Raw genomic sequence first — 18,804 nt, forward strand, 5'->3', positions numbered from 1 at the left:
CTGCCATGACCGACCACCGAGGCGCCCTGCTGGGCCCGGCCGAGATCCGGGACCTGGCAGGGCGTCTCGGCGTCCGCCCCACCAAGACGTGGGGCCAGAACTTCGTGCACGACGGCGGCACGGTCCGCCGCATCGTCCGCACCGCGGGCGTCGAGCCGGGGAGCGGGTCGTGGAGGTCGGTCCCGGGCTGGGCTCCCTCACGCTCGGGCTGCTCGAGGCCGGCGCGAGCGTCGTCGCGGTCGAGATCGACCCGACCCTCGCACGGCAGATCCCCGAGACCGTCGCGGGACGCTCGGCCGACCTGGCCGCCCGGCTGACCGTCGTCCCCGCGGACGCCCTCGACGTCACCGAGCTGCCCGGCGAGCCGCCCACGGCGCTCGTCGCGAACCTCCCGTACAACGTCGCGGTCCCGGTGCTCCTCACGTTCCTCGAACGCTTCGACAGCCTCGAGCGCGTCCTCGTCATGGTGCAGGCCGAGGTCGCCGACCGCCTCGCTGCCGCGCCCGGCTCGAAGGTCTACGGCGTGCCGAGCGTCAAGGCCGCCTGGTACGCGTCCGCGCGCCGCGCCGGGACCGTGGGTCGCAGCGTCTTCTGGCCCGTCCCCAACGTCGACTCGGCGCTCGTCGCCCTCGAGCGGCGCGACCCGCCCACGACGACCGCGACGCGCGAAGAGGTGTTCGCCGTCGTCGACGCCGCGTTCGCGCAGCGCCGCAAGACCTTGCGGGCCGCCCTGGCGCGCACCGCGGGCTCGGGGAGGCCGCCGAGCGCGTGCTCGTCGCCGCGGGTGTCGACCCGTCGGCACGCGGCGAGACCCTCACCGTGACCGACTTCGCGCGCATCGCCGAGGCCTTCGCCGCCCAGGACACCGCATGACGGCGCACCTCGCGGCCGCCCCCGAGCCGTCCGTCACCGTCCGCGCTCCCGGCAAGGTCAACCTGTCGCTGCGCGTCGGGAGCGTGCGACCGGACGGGTACCACCCGCTCGTCAACATCTTCCAGGCCGTGTCCCTCTACGAGGAGGTCACGGCGACCGCGGTGCCCGCCGGTCGCGGCGTGTCGATCGCCGTCGACGGCCCGCACGCCGACCGCGTCCCCACCGACCGGACGAACCTCGCCTGGCGTGCCGCCGAGCTCCTCGCGGAGCGCACCGGCGTCGAGCCCGACGTCCACCTCGCGATCGTCAAGGGCGTGCCCGTCGCCGGCGGGATGGCCGGCGGGTCCGCCGACGCCGCCGCCGCGCTCGTCGCGTGCGACGCCCTGTGGGAGACCGGCCTCGGCCGCGACGAGCTCACGCACCTCGCCGCCGCCCTCGGCGCGGACGTCCCCTTCGCGCTCCACGGGCACGTCGCCGTCGGCGTCGGGCGGGGGACGAGCTGACCCCCGCCATGGTGCGCGGCGAGTTCTTCTGGGCGCTCGCCGTCACCGACGAGGGCCTGTCGACCGCGCGCGTGTTCGACGCGTTCGACGCCGCCCACGCGGGCGGCCGCGGGATCCCCGCCGACCCCGCGCTCGCCGACGACACGCCCCTCATGCAGGCGCTGCGCGCGGGCGACCCGACGGCGCTCGGCGCTCTGCTCCACAACGACCTCCAGGAGCCGGCGCTCGGGCTCGCGCCGCACCTGCGCGAGACCATCGACGTCGCGCGCGACGCGGGGGCGCTCGGCGTCATGCTGTCGGGCTCCGGTCCGACGGTCGCCGCGCTCGCCCGGAGCCGCCAGCACGCGCTCGCGATCGCCGCGTCGTGGACCGCGGTCGGTGCCGCCGACGATGTCTATACTGCCGTCGGCCCATCGCCCGGGGCGCGGATCGTCTGACGGCACCCCGCCGACCGATCCGCGGACCGGGCTCAGGCCCGGTCGGCGACCCCGGCGTGGACCCGATGGACTTCGCTCAACGAAGAGACGAAGGAGTCGAACGTGCCCCAACCTGTGCCCAGCCCCGACGCGCCCCGACACGGCGGCCCGCGCCCCGACACGCCGGTCCGAGGGTCGGCCCGCCCCGGCCCCTACGTGGCCGCCGGCGTGCTCGTCGCGATCGGGATCGTGCTGCCGCTCGTCGTGCCGATCTACGCGCGCCACGACCCGGAGCTCGCCGGGATGCCGTTCTTCTACTGGTACCAGCTCCTCTGGGTCTTCATCGACGCGGGTCTGCTCTTCGTGGCGTACACGCTGATGCGCAAGGAGGACCGCCGACGGCGTGACGTCGTCCGCGCCCAGGGCTCCGGTCCGGGCGGTCACCCGCCACGGCACGCGGCCGCCACTGACGCGGCGGGCGACGCCACCGAGGACGGGGGTGCCCGGTGAGCACGCTCCTGACGCTCCCCGCGTCCCTGTCCCTCGCCGCACCGGCGGACGGGCCGGACGCCAACGGCCACCGGTCGATCGCGGGCGGTGCGCTCGCGGTCGTCATCGTGCTCTTCCTCGTCGTGGCCGCGATCGGGTTCCTCGCCTCCCGCTGGCGCACGAGCTCCGAGGAGCGCGGCCTGCACAGCCTCGACGAGTGGGGGCTGGGCGGACGCGGCTTCGGGTCCTGGGTGACCTGGTTCCTGCTCGGCGGCGACCTGTACACGGCGTACACCTTCGTGGCCGTCCCCGCCGCCATGTGGGCGACGGGCGCGGTGTCCGGCTTCTTCGCCGTCCCGTACACGATCGTGCTCTACCCGATCGTCTTCATCCTCATGAGCCGGCTCTGGTCGGTGTCGCGGAGCCACGGCTACGTGACCCCGGCCGACTTCGTCGGCGGACGGTACGGCGGCAAGGTGCTCTCCACCGCGATCGCCGTCACCGGCATCGTCGCGACCATGCCGTACATCGCCCTCCAGCTCGTCGGCATGAAGGCCGTGCTCACCGTCCTCGGCCTCGGCTCGGGCAGCAACTCGTTCGTCAACGACCTGCCGCTGATCATCGCGTTCGTCGTGCTCGCCGCCTACACCTACACGGGCGGCCTGCGGGCCCGGCGCTCATCGCCGTCGTGAAGGACCTGCTGATCTACCTCGCGATCGTCGTCGCCGTGATCTACCTGCCCAGCACGTTCGGCGGGTGGGGCTCGATCTTCGACGACGCCGACGCCAAGATGTCCACCACGAACCCGGCGACCGGCAAGCCCGCCGGGGCGATCATCCCCGGGATGACCAGCTTCAACGCCTACTGGACCCTCGCGCTCGGGTCCGCGATGGCGCTGTTCATGTACCCGCACTCGATCACCGGCGTCCTCGCGACCAAGAGCCGCAACACCATCCGCCGCAACGCGGTCGTGCTGCCGCTCTACTCGCTCATGCTGGGCTTCCTCGCCCTGCTCGGGTACGTCGCGATCAAGGCGGGCACGATGCCCGTCGACACCAACGGCACGATCAACGCGCAGCTCGTCGTGCCCCAGCTCTTCCTCGACACCTTCCCGTCGTGGTTCGCCGGGGTGGCGCTCGCCGCGATCGCGATCGGGGCGCTCGTGCCCGCGGCGATCATGTCGATCGCCGCGTCCAACCTGTTCACGCGGAACATCTACCGCGACCTCATCAAGCCCGACGTCACGCCGCGCACCGAGGCCAAGATCTCGAAGCTCGTGTCGCTGCTCGTCAAGGTCGGGGCGCTCGTCTTCGTGCTCGGGATGGACCAGTCGTCCGCGATCAACCTGCAGCTCCTCGGCGGCATCTGGATCCTGCAGACGTTCCCGGCGATCGTCGCGGGCCTGTACACGCGGTGGTTCAACAAGTGGGCGCTGCTCGTCGGCTGGGCCGCGGGCATGGTCTACGGGACGATCGCCGCGTACAACGTCGTCAACCCCGCGACCGGGAAGCACTTCGGCGGCTCCATCGCCGCGATCCCGTGGACCCACACCACCGTCTACATCGGCGTCACCGCGTTCGTGCTGAACGCCGTCGTCGCCGCGGTGGGGACGCTCGTCCTGCGCGCGTTCAAGGTCGAGGACACCGCCGACAGCACGCGGTCGACGGACTACGAGGTCGACGAGGACGACGTCCGCGTCCAGCCGGTGCCGGACGAGCTGCGCGCCGAGCTCTCCTGAGCCTGCCTCCCCTTCTGAGGCCGAACACGGGGTCCGCGCCCGTCAGCCGACGCTGACTGGCGCGGACCCCGTTCTCGCGGGGCGGAGACCCCGTGCTCGCGAGGTACCCCGCCGGGAGGCCTACTTCGCGAGATAGACCGGCGGCCGTACTACTTCGCGGGGGTGCCGGTGCCGATCACCGCGCCGTCGGCGTCGAGGGCTTGCACCGCGACGTACGCGCCCAGGCCCGAGGAGGCGTGGACCGTCGTCTCGAAGCCCTTCCTCGCGGCCGTCGTGACCGTCTTCGCGGACGCCTCGTCCGCGCCGCTCACCACGCGCCACCTCGCCACGTCCGTCGCGCCGTTCCAGCTCACGTGCACGGTGTCGCCCTGCACGACGACGTCGGGCGGGTCCGTGGGGGTCGCGTGCCACGTGACCCGGTAGGCCCGGTAGCTCGAGCCGGACGAGAACGAGAGCTCGCCGAGGAGGTTCCCGCCGCCGTCGTACTCGGTCACGTACGGGCGCTGCCCCCAGCCGACGACGACGTTCCCGTCCGGCAGGACCTGCACGTTGCCCTGGGTGTCCGAGTGGCGGGCGGTGGGCGGGAGGTACTCCGCGACGGTCGACGTCGTCATCGTCTTCTCGTCCACCGTGAGCCGCAGCCCCCGCGACGTCGGCCCGACCCGCGGGGAGCCCTCGTTGTCGAACAGGGTGAGGGTGCCGTCGTCCTGCAGGCGGACGTCGTGCTGCCACGCGAACTGTGCGCCGAGCACGAACTCGTTCTGCTTGCCGCCCAGGTGCCAGTCGACCTTCCCGGTCGCGCGGTCCACCTTGTACACGGTGTGGGTGTTGCGGGCCGAGACGAGGAGGGCGCCGTCGCCGTCGAGCGCGATCGCGTTGATGTGGAAGTAGTCGAACGGCTTCTCCTCGGTGCCCATGCCCTTCGCGAGGTTCGCGTAGGTCTCCTGGACGGGGACGTGGTCGAGCGAGCGCCACTCCCACAGGACCTTGCCGCTCGCGATGTCGACCTCCTGCGCGACGCCCTCCTCGACCCAGCCGTCCTTCGGGCCGCCGACGGCGGTCAGGTCGGCCTGGGCGGGGACGTACGCGGTGAGGAGGATCGTGCCCGACGGCGTGATCGTCGTCTCGTGGATGTCGGCCTTGCCCCTCCCCACGCTGCCGCCCGTCGTGACGGTCGCGACCTGGTCGTAGTGGGCGTCGAGCAGGACGACGCGGCCCTCGCCCGTCCCCGAGTCCGTCGACGTGCCCTCCCAGTAGGTGAGCACCGGCACGCCCTGATACTCCTGGACGCGCACGTCGAACGGGCCGACCTTCATGGGGGAGACCCACACCGGTTCGCCCGTCGGGTCGACGAGCAGCGCCCCCTGCATGGCCGGTTGCTGGTCCTCGTCCTTGGGTCCGAGGGCGACGACGTTGCCCTCGGCGGCGTCGTCCGCGGCGTCGTGGGGGAGCGAGCCGACGGTCGCCCGCATGACGGGCGGCGTCAGGTCGGGCCGTGTCACGTACGTGTGCGCTACGGCCGGCGGGTCCGTCGGGTCGGTGACGGCGTCGTCGTCCCCGGAGCACCCGGTCGCAACCAGCGCGCACACCACGCCCACGACGACGGCGCCCAGCCCGTGCACAGCCCGCGCTCTCCGCGCTCCGGGGATCGGTCGGCTGCTCGTCGTCACGGTGGCGCCCTCCAGGACCGGACGGGTGGTGACCCCCTCGTCCGATCATGACGGACCGCTCGCTGCGGCGCTCCCTGAGTGCCGTGCGGCCCGGGCTCGCGACCTGTCAGGGAACGAGCACGATCCTGCCGAACACCGTGCCGGCGTCCATCTGGCGGTGTGCCTCGGCCGCCGCGCTCAGGGGCAGGACGTCGTGCACGACGGCGTGCAGCTCGCCGCGCGTGGCACCGGCGAACAGCTCCGCTCGGACGCCGTCCCGCGTCGCCGTCGGGACGGTGTCGAGACTGAAGGTCGCGAACGAGCGCGACTGCTGGAACGACCGGAGCAGGCGCATCCCGAAGTCCTCGGGAGGCATCCCGGCCACGGCGCCGACGACGACCATCCGGCCGTTCGGGGCGAGCCGGTCGATGAACGCCGGCACGCCGGCCCCGCCGACGACGTCGACGATCACGTCGTAGGACTCCGGCGCCGTCCCGTCCCCGTCGCCGCCGCGGTCGAGCACGTGCGTCGCTCCGAGCGCACGGAGCCGCTGCCCTCGCGCGGGTGACGACGTGGTGACCGCGACGGCGCTCGCGCCAGCGCGCGAGGCGAGCTCGACGGTCGCGATGCCGATGCTGCCCGCCGCGCCGCGCACGAGCACCGACTGCCCTGGCGTGAACCGCGCGTGGTCCAGGGCGAAGTGGGCGACGGGTGCGGCGCTGCCGAGCGTGACCGCGTCGACGGCCGAGAGCTCCTCGGGCAGCTCGACGACATCGCCGACCCGGGCGAGCGCCTGCTCGACGTACGCGCCGCCGGTGCCCGTGAAGGCCCACACCCGTCGCCCCACCCACGCGGGATCGACGTCGTTCCCCACCTGGGTCACCGTTCCCGCCACCTCGCTGCCCGGGACCAGGCCCTCCGTGAAGCCGTACCCGCTCAGGGTGCCGCGGCGGATGACCGCGTCGACACCGCCGACGCCGATCGCCTCGGCCGCGACGACCAGCTGGCCCGGTCCGGCCTCGGGGGCCGGGACGTCCACCAGGGTCATCCCGCTCGGGTCTCCGAAGCGTGCGATCCTCACTGCCTGCACCGTCGTCTCCTCGTCTCGTCCGGGGCCACCGTGGTGGGCGACCCGCTATCGTCGGACGTTAGTGGACGCACCCGTCCACTTGGTCGAAGTGAGAACGATGCGCGAGGAGCTGCCTCAGATGCTGCGTGCCGACGCCCAGGACAACCGCGACCGCGTCCTCGACGCGGCCCGGGCGCTCTTCGCCGAGCGCGGGCTCGGCGTCACCATGCGCGAGATCGCACGCCGCGCCGGCGTCGGGCCGGCCACGCTCTACCGCCGGTTCCCGACCAGGCAGGCTCTCGTCGACGAGGCGTTCGCCGACGAGCTGCGCGCCTGCGAACGGATCGTCGAGGACGGCTGCTCCGACCCCGACCCCTGGAGGGGCTTCCGGACCGTGGTGGAGGAGCTCACCGTCCTGAACTCCCGGAACCGCGGGTTCGTCGACGCGTTCATGTCCGCGAACCCGCACGCCGACGCCTTCGTCGCGCATCGCGCCGCCCTGCTGCGCCGGCTCGTCGCGCTCGGCGTGCGCGCCCAGGCCGTCGACGGGCTGCGCCGCGACTACGAGCTCGACGACCTGCTGCTCGTCCTGATGGCCGGACGAGGGCTCGCGTCCGCGCCGTCCCAGGACCGGACTGCGGCCGCGCGGCGGTTCGCCACCCTCGCGGTCGACGCGCTGCGGGCGTCGGACACGAACGCGCCCCTCCCGCGCGGGGCCAGCCTGAGCACGTACGTCCTCAGCTCGGCGGGCATCTGAGGGCGCCTATCCGACGAGCTCCGACAGCTCCAACCACCGCTCCTCGAGCGAGGTGACCTCGCCCTCGAGCACGCGCAGCTCCTCGGTGCGCTCGCCGAGCCAGCCGTAGTCCGACTGGTCGTGCTCGGCCATCCGCACGTGCAGCGCGTCGACCTGCCCGGCCAGCTTCCCGAGCCTCCGGTCCACGGCCTCGAGCTCCTTGCGCGCGGAGTGCAGCGCGGAGCCGGAGAGTGCGGGGGTCTCGGGCGCGGAAGGTGAGTCGACCGCCGAGGGGTGGAGGGGGCGACGTCTCCCCTCCGCCCCCGGAACCAGCCCCGGAAGCACGAAGCCGCAGGTACTCGTCGACCCCGCCCGGCAGGTGCCGAAACCGCCCGTCGAGGATGGCGTACTGCTGGTCGGTGACGCGCTCGAGGAGGTACCGGTCGTGCGAGACGACGATCAGGGTGCCGGGCCACGAGTCCAGGAGGTCCTCCATCGCGGCGAGCATGTCGGTGTCGACGTCGTTGGACGGCTCGTCGAGCACGAGGACGTTGGGCTCGGACAGGAGCACGAGGAGGAGCTGGAGGCGTCGCTTCTGCCCGCCGGACAGCTCGCCGACGCGTGCGGACAGGTGCTCGCGCGCGAAGCCGAGGCGTTCGAGGAGCTGGGCGGGCGTGAGCTCCTTGCCGTCGATGACGTAGCTGGTGCGGGTGCGGGCGAGGACGTCCCGCACACGGTCGCCGGCGATGTCCTCGAGCTCGCTGAACTGCTGGTCGAGCATCGCGAGCCGCACGGACTTGCCGCGCTTGACCCGGCCGGCGGTCGGCTGGAGGGTGCCGGCGATCAGCGCGAGCAGCGTGGACTTCCCGGCCCCGTTCGCGCCGAGGACGGCGGTGCGCTCGCCGGGCGCGATGCGCCACTCGACGTCGTGCAGGACCTCGCGGCCGTCGAACGACACCCCGACGTCGAGGAGGTCGACCACGTCCTTGCCGAGGCGCGCGGTCGCCAGCCGTGAGAGCTCGAGGCGGTCCCGGGGCGGCGGGACGTCCTCGATGAGCTGGTTCGCTGCGTCGATGCGGAACTTCGGCTTGGAGGTGCGTGCGGGGGCGCCGCGGCGGAGCCAGGCGAGCTCCTTGCGCATGAGGTTCTGGCGCTTGGCCTCGATCGCGGCGGCCTGCCGGTCCCGCTCGACGCGCTGCAGCACGTACGCGGCGTACCCGCCCTCGAACGGCTCGACGACGCGGTCGTGGACCTCCCACGTCGTGGTGGCGACCTCGTCGAGGAACCAGCGGTCGTGGGTGACGATCAGCAGCCCGCCCGCGTTCCTGGCCCACCGGCCGCGCAGGTGCCCGGCGAGCCAGGTGATGCCCTCGACGTCCAGGTGGTTGGTCGGCTCGTCGAGCGCGATGACGTCCCAGTCGTCGACGAGCAGCGCCGCGAGGGCGACACGGCGACGCTGGCCGCCGCTGAGGGTCCCGATCCGCGCGTCCCACGCGAGGTCGGGGACGAGGCCCGCGATGACGTCGCGCACCTTCGGGTCGCCCGCCCACTCGTGCTCGTCCCGGCCGCCGACGATCGCGTGACCCACGACGGCGTCGTCGTCGAGCGTGTCGGACTGGTCGAGGACGCCCATCCGGACCCCGCCACGACGGGTGACGCGGCCGGCGTCGGGACGGATGCGGCCGGAGAGCATGCCGAGCAGCGACGACTTGCCGTCGCCGTTGCGGCCGACGATGCCGACGCGGTCGCCCTCGTTGATCCCGATCGTGACGGAGTCGAACACGACCCGCGTCGGGTACTCCAGGTGCAGGGCTTCCGCCCCGAGAAGATGTGCCATCGGGTCCAAGGGTAGGCGCGCCGGCCGGTGGCCTCGCGCGCGCCGAGCTGGCGCCGTCCGGGGGCTCGGTGCCGTAGGCCGGGCCGTCAGGAGGGTTGCGGTGCCGGGACCGCCGCGGGCTCGAGTCGCACGACGACGGCCTTGGAGACCGGCGTGTTGCTCTTCTCAGCGACCGCGCCGAGGGGCACGAGCACGTTCGCCTCGGGGAAGTACGCTGCGGCGCACCCGCGCGCCGTGGGGTACGCGACGACCCGCACGTCGGGCAGCACCCGGTCGACGCCGTCCTCGAACTCGCTGTGGACGTCCACCTGCTGGCCGTCGCGCAGCCCGAGCTCGGCGACGTCGTCGGGATGGACGAAGACCACGTCGCGCCCGCCCTTGATGCCGCGGTACCGGTCGTTGCGGGAGTAGATCGTCGTGTTGAACTGGTCGTGCGCGCGGACGGTCTGCAGCAGCAGCCGGCCGGGCGGGCACGCGACGTGCTCGAGCGCGTTGACCGTCAGGTGGGCCTTGCCGTCGGAGGTGGGGAAGGTGCGGGAGTCGCGCGGCCCGTGCGGCAGCACGAACCCGCTCTCCCGCCGGATCTTCGCGTTGTAGTCGTCGCACCCCGGCACGACGGCGGCGATGTGGTCGCGGATCACGTCGTAGTCGCGTTCGAAGGCCTCCCAGTCCACGGCGTCGAGGTCGTGGGCGTCGGCGCCCCGGTCGCGCCGGGCGTCGGCGACGGCGCGCGCGATCCGCGCGACGATCGCCACCTCGGACAGCAGGTTCGTGCCGACGGGCTCGACGGCCCCGCGCGAGGCGTGCACCGCCGAGACGGTGTCCTCGACCGAGACGAACTGCTCGCCGGAGGCCTGCCGGTCGATCTCGGTGCGGCCGAGGCACGGCAGGATGAGGGCCTCTCTCCCGGTGATCGTGTGCGAGCGGTTGAGCTTGGTGGAGACCTGGACGCTGAGGTCGCAGCGGGCGATCCCCTCCTCGGCGGCCCCCGTGTCGCTCACGGCGGCGACGAGGTTCCCCCGAGCGCGACAAGCGTGCGGATCCTGCCCTGGCGCATCGCGTCGATGGTCCCGACGGCGTCGAGACCGTGGGCGCGCGGCACGGACATCCCGAACTCGGCGTCGAGGGCGTCGAGGAAGGTGTCGGGCATCTGCTCCCAGATCCCCATCGTCCGGTCGCCCTGCACGTTGGAGTGCCCGCGGATCGGCGAGGCACCCGCACCGGGCCGCCCGATGTTCCCGCGCAGGAGCAGGAGGTTGATGATCTCCTTGATCGTCGGCACGGCCTTCTTGTGCTGGGTCAGGCCCATCGCCCAGGTGATGATCACGCGCTGGGCCGTGAGGTAGCGGTCGGCGAGCTCGTCGATCTCCGCGCTCGTGACGCCGGTGGCCGCGAGCACCTCGGCCTCGTCGAGGTCCGCGAGCGACGCGGCGAACGCGTCGAGCCCCGTCGTGTGCGTGTCGAGGAAGTCGTGGTCGAGCACGGCGCCGGGGTGCCGCGCCTCGGCGTCGAGCACGCGCTTGCTGACCGCCTGCAGCAGCGCCATGTCGCCGCCGAGCCGCACCTGGAGGAACTGGTCGGCGAGCGCCGTCCCGCGCCCGACGATCCCGCGCGGCGTCTGCGGGTTCTTGTAGCGCAGGAGGCCGGCCTCGGGCAGCGGGTTGACGGCGACGATGCTCGCCCCGGCGTGCTTGGCCTCCTCGAGCGCGGTCAGCATGCGGGGATGGTTGGTGCCGGGGTTCTGCCCCATGATGATGATGAGGTCGGCCTGGGCGAAGTCGTCGTAGAGGACGGTCGCCTTGCCGACGCCGATCGTCTCGCCGAGCGCCGCGCCCGTGGACTCGTGGCACATGTTGGAGCAGTCGGGCAGGTTGTTGGTGCCGAACGCGCGCGCGAAGAGCTGGTAGGCGAACGCCGCCTCGTTCGACGTGCGCCCGCTCGTGTAGAACGAGGCATGGTCGGGCGAGTCGAGGTCGGCCAGGTGCTCGCCGAGGATCCGGAACGCCTGCTCCCACGACACCGGCGCGTAGTGGTCGGAGTCCGCCGCCTTGTAGACGGGGTCGACGAGGCGCCCCTGCTGGCCCAGCCAGTACTCCGACTGCCGCGCGAGCTCGGTCACGGAGTGCTCGCCCCAGAAGCCCTTGTCGACGGTGAGGGGCGTGGCCTCCCAGTTGACGGCCTTGGCGCCGTTCTCGCAGAACTCGGCGGCCTTGCGACGGTCGGGGTCGGGCCAGGCACAGCTCATGCAGTCGAAGCCGTGCTGGTGGTTCATCCGGAGCAGCAGCTTGGCCGTCCGGGCCGGGCCCATGCCCTTGAGCGACGGGTCGAGCGCGTGCAGGATGCCCGGGACCCCCGCGGCCCACGTCTTGGGCGCGCCGACCGTGAGGCCGTCGTCGTCGGCGCCGACGTCGTGGTTCGGGGCTCCCGCCGGGACCGTGCCCTCGCCCTGGTCGACGCTCATGCCGCACCCGCTTCCTTCGTGGCCTCGTGCCCGACGACGGCGCTCGCCCCGCCGGCACCGTCCTGGCTCTCGCTGTGCAACCGTCCCGCCCCGGCGTAGACCACCATGGAGGCGCCCCGCAGGAACCCGACGAGCGTGAGCCCGGCGTCGTCGGCGAGCTCGGCGGCCAGGGACGACGGGGCCGACACCGCGGCGAGCACGGGGATCCCGGCCATGAGGGCCTTCTGCGTGAGCTCGAAGCTCGCGCGCCCCGACACCATGAGGACCGTCCCGCGCAGGGGCAGCAGGTCGTGCTGGAGCGCCCACCCGACGACCTTGTCGACGGCGTTGTGGCGGCCGACGTCCTCACGGGCGACGAGCAGCTCGCCGGTGCGCCCGTCGAAGAGACCCGCGGCGTGCAGCCCGCCCGTGCGCTCGAAGATCGCCTGCGCCGCGCGCAGCCGGTCCGGGAACGTCGCGAGGAGCTCCGGGCCGACGACGAGCGGGTCGTCGGCGACCGCGAACGCCGACCGGGTCCGGACGGCGTCGACGGACGCCTTGCCGCACAGCCCGCAGGCGCTCGACGTGAAGAACTCCCGGGCGAGCGCCGGGTCCGGCGGGCGGACGCCGGGCGCGAGGCCGACGTCGAGCACGTTGTACGTGTTCTCGGGCGTCCCGGCGGGGCCGGTCGCAGTCGCGCCCGCGCAGTAGCGCGCGCCCGACAGGTGCTCGCCGCGCGTGACGATCCCCTCCGAGACGAGGAAGCCGGACGCGAGCTCGACGTCGTGCCCCGGCGTGCGCATCGTGACCGCGTACGAGCGCCCGCCCACGCGGATCTCGAGCGGCTCCTCGACGGCCAGCACGTCCTCGCGGACCGAGACGCTCGGGGCGGCCGCGGTGTCGAAGCGGATCCGGTGGATCCGCCGCCGCGCGGTGAGCCGGTTCATGGGATGACCCGAGGGGCGAGGGGAGTGACGTCGTCGTCCATACCCTCAGGCCTACCAGCGTCCGGGCGCTCCGCACAACGGGGTCTGTCAGAACGTGGTGCCCGTATACAGGACCGTCGTTCTGACAACTCGCGAGGGTGGAGGACTGTCAGAACGGGGTGCACGTGTACGGGAGCGTGGTTCTGACAGGTCCGGGGGTCAGCAGCGGCCGGTGCCGTCCTCGCGGATCGCGGGGTGGTCGTCGGCGAGGACGCCGAACCGGTCCTCGGGGTCGATGCCCTGCACGAGCTTGCTGAGCACGCGCGTGAGGTCGGCGACGTCGGTGTCGTCGAGCCGGTCGTACACGTGCTCGAGGACGGTGCGCGCGTGGCCCGGTGCCGACGCCACGACCTTCTCCCATCCGGCGTCCGTGAGGGTCGCGACGGTGACCCGGCCGTCGTCGGGCGCGGGGAGCGCCGCACGTAGCCGCGGTCCTGGAGCCGGCGTACGACGTGCGAGAGGCGGGGCAGCGTGCCGCTCGTCCGCCGGGCGAGGGCCGACATGGGCAGCGACCGGCCCTCCGACTCCGACAGCATCGCGAGCACCAGGTACTCGTAGTGCGTGAGCTGCGCGTCGTGCTGGAGCTGCTGGTCGAGCACGCCCGGGAGCAGCTCGACCACGGCCTGCAGGCGCAGCCAGCTGCGCATCTGGTCGGCGGTGAGCCACCGCGGCTCCGACATCGTTCCCTCCCTGCGTACGACGGCGCAACCAACCTAGCGGTCGGCGTGTTCCGGGTGCCGGGCGACGCGCGTCAGTGGCGGCGGTTCGCCCGCAGGATCTCCTCCTGGTACGGCGCGACGACGGCCGGCGAGACCCGGCAGTCGAGCAGCAGGAACCGGCGCTCGTCCACCGCCTCGTCGCGCCAGGCCGCGACCCGGTCGAGGTCGGCGAGCGTCCGCACGACGACGCCCTCCGCCCCGACGGCGCTCGCGAGCGCCGCGAAGTCGACCTCGGGGATGCGCATGGGCCCGTCGGTGAGGCCCTGGCGCCCGTAGACGTGCACCTCGGCGCCGTACGCGGCGTCGTTCCAGACGACGGCCAGCCCCCGGCCGCCCGCGGTGCGGACCGCGGTCTCGAGGTCGGCGAGGGCCATGAGCCCGCCGCCGTCGCCGGTGGTGAGGACGACGGCGGAGCCCGGCCGGGCCGCGGCCGCCCCGGCGACGCTCGGGAACCCGAGGCCGATGGACTGGTAGGCGGTGCCGACCATGAGCATGCGGTCGGGCGAGGCGACGGGCCAGTACATGTTGGCCCAGCCGATGAAGTGGCCGCCGTCGGACACGACGACCCGGTCCTCGGGCAGGAGCGCTGCGAGGCGGTGGGCGACGGTCCGGGGGTCGAGGCGGCCGTCGGCGGCGATCCCGTCGACGGGACCGGTGGCGTACCAGCGGGCGCCCGCGACGTCGACCGTCTCGCGCCAGCCGGACGGCTTGGCGTCGGCGGCGTGCAGGGCCTCGACGAGGGCGCGCACCACGAGAGCGGCGTCGCCGCGAACGAACGTGCCGACGTGCCGGTGCGTCGCCGACGGTGCCGTGTCGACCTGGACGACGCGCGTGCCGGGCGCGAACAGCTCGCCGAACCGCATCGTGAACTGGTTGAGCGACGCCCCGACGACGACCGCGACGTCGGCCTCGCGGACGAGCGCCATCGCGCCGTCGGCCCCGAACCCGCCGGCGACGCCGAGGTCGTAGCGGCCGTCGGGGAAGACGCCGCGGCCCAGCGCGGTGCTGACGGTGAGCGCGCCGGTCGCCTCGGCGAGCTCGCCGAGGGCCGGCCCGGCGCCCGCGAGCCACGCGCCGCGGCCCGCGAGCAGGAGCGGACGCTCGGCGTCGGCGAGCAGGCGTGCCACCTCCTCGATCGCCGCGGCGTCGAAGGGCCCGGCCGGGGCGAGGGGCCCCGGGAGCACGGGCGCGGGCGGCTCGGGGAGCGGTCCGGCGTCGAGCGCGGCGACGTCGTACGGGATCGCGAGCACGACGGGCACCCGGTACGCGAGCGAGTGCTCGATCGCGATGACGGTCGTGGCGGCGGCGTCCGCGCGCCCGACGGTGTAGGTCCGGGCGCCGACGGCGGCGGCGAGCGCGATCTGGTCGACGTCCCAGGGGCGGGGGCCCGACGTCGGCTCGTCGCCCGTCAGCAGGACGAGCGGCACGCGCGCCTGCGCGGCCTCCGCGAGCGCGGTGAGCGTGTTGGTGAAGCCGGCGCCGTACGTCGCGGTCGCCGCGGCGATCCGGCCCGACGCGCGGAAGTACGCGTCCGCAGCGACGACGGCCCCGGACTCGTGCCGGACGGCGGAGAAGGGGACCGCGGTCTCGCGCTCGAGCGCGTCGAGGAACCAGGCGTTGCCGTTGCCCATGACGCCGAACACGTGGTCGACGTGGCGGGCGAGGGTACGGGCGACGTGGGCGGAGACGGTGGTGGATGCGGGCACGGGGGACCTCACGGTGACACGGACGGATGCGCTGCCGTATGTGTCCCGGGGCTCACCGCGCGCCCGCACGCGCCCCTTTTGAGGGCGCCGGCGGGCTCTGCCCGCCTCGACGCTCGCAGTCTAAAGCCTGTCGAACAACCTCGGTGAGGCCGTTGGCAGCGTCCTTCTCGGACGTCCCTATGCCGCGGTGGCGGTCAGGGTTCCCACGTCGTCCGGGCTGGCTTCGTCGGCGCGTGTGCGTCGACCAGAGCCGTCCCGTCGGTGGGCGTTGGTGACCTGGCCTCGTGCTTCGGGGTCCAGGACCTGGGAGTAGTGCATGGCGCCCCAGGTGGCGAGGTTGACCGCGGCGTTTAGGTCACGGTCGAGGGTGAGCCCGCAGTGCGCGCAGGTGAATGCCCGCTCGGCGAGAGTGAGCGTGCTCTTGACGTTCCCGCACGCCGAGCAAGTCTTCGATGACGCGAACCACCGGTCCGCGATCAGGACTTGCCCGCCGCGCCAGGCCTGTTTGTAGGCCAGCTGGCGGGCGAGCTCACCCCAGGCCGCGTCGGAGATCGCGGCGGCGAGCCGGTGGTTGGTGAGCATGCCGGTGATGTTGAGGTCTTCGATGACGAGCCGGTCGTGGGTCTTGACCAGCAGGTTGGAGACCTGGTGCAGGAAGTGGTGGCGGCGGGCGCGGACCCGTTCGTGATGATGGGCCAGACGACGGACGGCGTCCCGGCGGTTCTTCGAGCCCTTGAACTTGCGCGACACGGACTTGTGAAGTCGGCGGGTGACCGGCTGCGCGGCCCGCAGTGCCTTGGGTGCATCGTCGATGCGCAGGGTCGGGGTGCCGTCCGCCACAGCGACGACGACGGGTGCGTGCAGGCCGCGATCGACTCCGGCCCATCCAGCACTGTCGGAATCATCGCACGGTTGATGTCGGGCAGCAGGGTGCAGGTCAGCGGCCTCGACGTTCAGGCTGACGCGCCACTTCCCACCACGCCGGGAGACGGTCGCGAACAAGATCCGTGCCCGACCCTTGTCGAGCATGCGCCGCAGCCGGCGGGTGTCGTCATGCACGCGGACGGCGCCGATGCCGGGCAAGGTCACCGACCGGGGTCCTGCCTCACCGAGACGGATCGTGGACCGTTCACCGGCCTTGGTCTTCGAGGTCTTGTTCCGCATCCGGAACGAGCCCCGCTCGTGGTTCTTCTTCTTGAACTTCGGGTGCCCCACAGCCCGCCCCGCGCGCTTGCCACGCCGGGAGCCGGTCCACGCCTTCAAGGCTTTGCCGAGATCGACCACGGCCTCCTCGAAGACCTGCGCCGAGACCTCACCCCGCCAGGACAGGCCTGTGACCTCAACCTCGGCTTGACCGGCCGCGTCGATGAGGAACCGGCGCCCGGCAGCCTCAGACTTCTTCCAGGCGTTGAACGCGTTGATCAGGTCGAACCCCGTCCACGGCACCGCAGCGATATCGCCATCCGCGTCAGCCGCCTTCCGCGACACGGAGGCTCGGCGGGCGTCCAGGTGCAGGCGCAGTCCCTGGTTGAACGCGAACCGTGCCGCGCCCTCATGGCGAGCCAGGGCACGCGCCTGTTCCACCGTGGGGTCCACCACCCACTGGAACGTCGTATGCCGGGCCACGACCAGCAAGCTACCGACCACCACCGACATGACCAGGCAGGTCACGGGCCCGCGAATGTCGGTGTCGTTGCCCAAGACGCTGCGAGCGTGCCAGCCGTAGCCGTAGCCGTAGCCGTAGCCGTAGCCGTCGCCGCCCGCACCCGTCTGACCTGACCGATACCGCCTGGGCGCGCATCCGCGCGCTCGTGATCCCCGTCCATGCCCATGGCGGGCGTCCGTGCTGCAAGCATCGATGGCGCGAGTACGTCAACGCACTGCTCTACGTCGTGACCACGGGCTGCCCTTGGCGTGCGCTCCCGCACGACTTCGCTGTCACCTGGTCCGCGACCCACAAGCACTTCACCTGGTGGACCAGGAAGCAGGTCTGGGAGCAGGCTCTCGCCGTCTTGCGCGCCGAGGACCGCGTCCATGATGGTCGCGGTGAGCACCCGACCGCGGCGAACGTCCAGGACAGGGCCGCGTTCGCCGACCTCCTCGCCAAGAACCCGTGCGCCAGCCTGTCGCACGTCTGGGCCGACAAGGGCTACACAGGGCAAGCGCCCGCCGACGCAGCGGCCAAGGCCGGGATCAAGCTAGAGCTCGTCTCTGTACCCAAGCCCGAAAGCAGGTTCGTCGTCCAACCTCGACGATGGGTCGTTGAACGGACGAACGGGTGGAGCAACCGGCACCGCCGTCTCGTGCGCCAGTACGAAGCATCCCTGGCAGCCCACGAAGCGTTCGTCACCCTCCAGATCCGCATACTGCTCCGACGACTCGACCGCAGGTAGTTGTTCGACAGGCTTTAGCCAGGGTCGGGGGCCGCATCAGGTGCGTCGTCGGGCGCGTCGGGCGCGGTGGGCGCGTCGGGCCGGTGGGGCGCGGTGGCGAGGAGCCCGGCCGCGACCATGACGGCCACGACGACGAGCAGCAGGACGAGCGGCGCCGTCCAGCCGTCGGTCGCGGTGTGGACGGCGCCCATCATCGACGGCGCGAGCGCTGCGATCACGTACCCGAACGTCTGGACGGCGGTCGAGGTGGTGCGCGCCTCGCGGAGCGACGTGGCGCGGACCGCGACGATCGTGAAGATGACCGTGAAGTTGGCGCCCTGGGCGGCACCGGCGAGGACGCCCACAGCGGCCAGAGGCCCGGGGCGAGCAGCAGGCCCAGGGGGAGCGAGAGCCAGGCGACGGCGATCGCCCCGAAGGCGCCGCGCGGCGTCACCCGGCGGCCGAGGAGGATCGGGATCGCGATCGAGCCGATCGCACCGAAGAGCTGGAACAGCGAGGCCGCGCCGCCCGACGCGCTCGGGTCGAGGCCGCGGGTGTCGTGCAGGATCGTCGGGAGCCACGCCGTCGTGCCGTAGTACCCGAACGACTGGCCGGCGAACATCGCGACCAGCAGCCAGGTCAGCGGGCGACGCAGCGCGTGCACCTCGTCGGCGGCGTCCACGCGCGCCGTGCGAGGCGTGGCCTCCGGTCCTCGGCGCCGGGTCGCCGCCTGCCAGACCACCCACGCGACCGGGACGAGCACCGCCCAGCCGGCGAGCGCCCACTGCCAGCCGACGGCGTCGGCGACGGGCGCCGTGAACGCGGTCGCGAGGACGGACCCGCCGTTGAGGGCGGCCGAGTAGATGCCCGTGACGCGCGCGGCCTGGCCCGCGAAGTCGCGCGCGACGACGAGCGGCACCGCGATGTTCCCGGCCGTGATCGCGAGCCCGATCAGCACGGTCCCCGCGAGCGCCGCGGGGAACGACCCGGCCGAACGGACGACGGTGCCGAGCAGGATGGTCGCGAGGGCGAGCTGCACGACGCGCTCGATCCCCAGGCGGGCGATCGCGGCGGACGCGAGCGGTGACGCGACCGCGAAGCACAGCACCGGGAGTCCGGTGAGCACGCCGACGGCGGCGGCCGAGAGCGCGAGGTCGGCACGGACGTTCCCGGTGACCGGGGCGAGCGCGACGATCGGGGTGCGCAGGTTGAGCGCGACCAGCACGACGGCGGTGAGCAGCAGGCCGGACGCGCTGCCCGCAGGCATGCGT

At 73.1% G+C, this 18,804-nt stretch carries 14 protein-coding genes and 4 pseudogenes; 7 read left to right on the forward strand and 11 right to left on the reverse strand.

Annotated features, from left to right (window positions below; genetic code table 11):
- Positions 1-5: 5 nt before the first annotated feature.
- The 5 genes and pseudogenes from rsmA (at position 6) to QQK45_RS12585 (ending at position 4,019) form a co-directional block, all read left to right on the forward strand.
- Positions 6-873, forward strand: a pseudogene (rsmA, locus tag QQK45_RS12565) (16S rRNA (adenine(1518)-N(6)/adenine(1519)-N(6))-dimethyltransferase RsmA).
- Positions 870-1,813, forward strand: a pseudogene (locus tag QQK45_RS23250) (4-(cytidine 5'-diphospho)-2-C-methyl-D-erythritol kinase). The pseudogenes rsmA and QQK45_RS23250 overlap by 4 nt, the downstream one beginning before the upstream one ends.
- Before the next feature lie 102 nt (positions 1,814-1,915).
- The gene (locus QQK45_RS12575; RefSeq protein WP_284293546.1) at positions 1,916-2,302 is read left to right on the forward strand and encodes a DUF3311 domain-containing protein; all 387 of its coding nucleotides are present in this window, start codon (positions 1,916-1,918) and stop codon (positions 2,300-2,302) included.
- Positions 2,299-2,973 carry a sodium:solute symporter family transporter gene (locus QQK45_RS12580; RefSeq protein WP_284293547.1) on the forward strand — a complete coding sequence of 225 codons (675 nt, stop codon included), beginning with the start codon at positions 2,299-2,301 and terminating at the stop codon, positions 2,971-2,973. Before QQK45_RS12575 ends, QQK45_RS12580 begins: the two co-directional genes overlap by 4 nt.
- Positions 2,970-4,019 (forward strand): sodium:solute symporter family protein, encoded by a 1,050-nt coding sequence (locus QQK45_RS12585; protein WP_284293548.1) that lies wholly within the window; start codon positions 2,970-2,972, stop codon positions 4,017-4,019. The genes QQK45_RS12580 and QQK45_RS12585 overlap by 4 nt, the downstream gene beginning before the upstream one ends.
- Before the next feature lie 149 nt (positions 4,020-4,168).
- Here QQK45_RS12585 and QQK45_RS12590 read toward each other — a convergent pair whose 3' ends face one another.
- Together QQK45_RS12590 and QQK45_RS12595 are read right to left on the reverse strand one after the other, a co-directional pair.
- Positions 4,169-5,689: an arylsulfotransferase family protein gene (locus QQK45_RS12590; RefSeq protein WP_284293549.1), complete on the reverse strand. Its 1,521-nt coding sequence runs from the start codon at positions 5,687-5,689 to the stop codon at positions 4,169-4,171.
- A gap of 106 nt (positions 5,690-5,795) precedes the next feature.
- A complete protein-coding gene (locus tag QQK45_RS12595) occupies positions 5,796-6,716 on the reverse strand; it encodes a zinc-binding dehydrogenase (RefSeq protein ID WP_284293550.1) in 921 nt (306 codons plus the stop codon).
- Between the two features lie 160 nt (positions 6,717-6,876).
- Here QQK45_RS12595 and QQK45_RS12600 point away from each other — a divergent pair, with 160 nt between their 5' ends.
- The gene (locus tag QQK45_RS12600) at positions 6,877-7,494 is read left to right on the forward strand and encodes a TetR/AcrR family transcriptional regulator (RefSeq protein ID WP_284293551.1); all 618 of its coding nucleotides are present in this window, start codon (positions 6,877-6,879) and stop codon (positions 7,492-7,494) included.
- Here QQK45_RS12600 and QQK45_RS12605 read toward each other — a convergent pair.
- From QQK45_RS12605 to QQK45_RS12630, 7 genes and pseudogenes are all read right to left on the reverse strand, one after another.
- On the reverse strand, positions 7,475-9,310 hold the full coding sequence (locus tag QQK45_RS12605) for an ABC-F family ATP-binding cassette domain-containing protein (RefSeq protein WP_431310271.1): 1,836 nt from the start codon (positions 9,308-9,310) through the stop codon (positions 7,475-7,477). The genes QQK45_RS12600 and QQK45_RS12605 overlap by 20 nt on opposite strands.
- An 86-nt stretch (positions 9,311-9,396) precedes the next feature.
- Positions 9,397-11,771: pseudogene (locus QQK45_RS12610) on the reverse strand (FdhF/YdeP family oxidoreductase).
- Positions 11,768-12,697 carry a formate dehydrogenase accessory sulfurtransferase FdhD gene (fdhD, locus tag QQK45_RS12615; RefSeq protein ID WP_284293552.1) on the reverse strand — a complete coding sequence of 310 codons (930 nt, stop codon included), beginning with the start codon at positions 12,695-12,697 and terminating at the stop codon, positions 11,768-11,770. The pseudogene QQK45_RS12610 and the gene fdhD overlap by 4 nt, the downstream one beginning before the upstream one ends.
- 198 nt (positions 12,698-12,895) lie before the next feature.
- Complete coding sequence (locus tag QQK45_RS22310) at positions 12,896-13,084, reverse strand: hypothetical protein (RefSeq protein WP_348525387.1); 189 nt, start codon at positions 13,082-13,084, stop codon at positions 12,896-12,898.
- 110 nt (positions 13,085-13,194) lie between these two features.
- Positions 13,195-13,416 (reverse strand): annotated as a pseudogene (locus tag QQK45_RS22315) (MarR family transcriptional regulator); the annotation flags it as partial.
- 71 nt (positions 13,417-13,487) lie between these two features.
- The gene (locus QQK45_RS12625) at positions 13,488-15,161 is read right to left on the reverse strand and encodes a thiamine pyrophosphate-binding protein (protein ID WP_284293553.1); all 1,674 of its coding nucleotides are present in this window, start codon (positions 15,159-15,161) and stop codon (positions 13,488-13,490) included.
- Between the two features lie 177 nt (positions 15,162-15,338).
- On the reverse strand, positions 15,339-16,862 hold the full coding sequence (locus tag QQK45_RS12630; RefSeq protein WP_284293554.1) for an RNA-guided endonuclease InsQ/TnpB family protein: 1,524 nt from the start codon (positions 16,860-16,862) through the stop codon (positions 15,339-15,341).
- Positions 16,863-16,936: 74 nt separating this feature from the next.
- On the opposite strand from QQK45_RS12630, the gene QQK45_RS12635 reads away from it, so the two are divergent.
- Positions 16,937-17,554, forward strand: coding sequence for a transposase (locus tag QQK45_RS12635; protein ID WP_284295042.1), 618 nt, complete (start codon positions 16,937-16,939; stop codon positions 17,552-17,554).
- 14 nt (positions 17,555-17,568) lie between these two features.
- Here the strand turns inward: QQK45_RS12635 and QQK45_RS12640 are convergent, their stop codons facing one another.
- Entirely contained in the window at positions 17,569-17,772 is a 204-nt protein-coding gene (locus QQK45_RS12640; protein WP_284293555.1) for a hypothetical protein, read from the reverse strand.
- Positions 17,769-18,800 (reverse strand): MFS transporter, encoded by a 1,032-nt coding sequence (locus QQK45_RS12645; protein WP_284293556.1) that lies wholly within the window; start codon positions 18,798-18,800, stop codon positions 17,769-17,771. The genes QQK45_RS12640 and QQK45_RS12645 overlap by 4 nt, the downstream gene beginning before the upstream one ends.
- Positions 18,801-18,804: the final 4 nt, after the last annotated feature.

It is taken from the genome of Luteimicrobium album (genome assembly GCF_030161555.1).
In the GTDB taxonomy this organism is placed as follows: Bacteria; Actinomycetota; Actinomycetes; order Actinomycetales; family Cellulomonadaceae; genus Luteimicrobium; species Luteimicrobium album.

Excerpts from the sequence above, each read along its gene's own strand:
- QQK45_RS12595 (WP_284293550.1), bottom strand. The coding sequence starts at position 6,716 with ATGACCCTGGTGGACGTCCCGGCCCCCGAGGCCGGACCGGGCCAGCTG.
- QQK45_RS12600 (WP_284293551.1), top strand. The coding sequence starts at position 6,877 with ATGCTGCGTGCCGACGCCCAGGACAACCGCGACCGCGTCCTCGACGCG.
- QQK45_RS12605 (WP_431310271.1), bottom strand. The coding sequence starts at position 9,310 with ATGGCACATCTTCTCGGGGCGGAAGCCCTGCACCTGGAGTACCCGACG.
- fdhD (WP_284293552.1), bottom strand. The coding sequence starts at position 12,697 with ATGAACCGGCTCACCGCGCGGCGGCGGATCCACCGGATCCGCTTCGAC.
- QQK45_RS12645 (WP_284293556.1), bottom strand. The coding sequence starts at position 18,800 with ATGCCTGCGGGCAGCGCGTCCGGCCTGCTGCTCACCGCCGTCGTGCTG.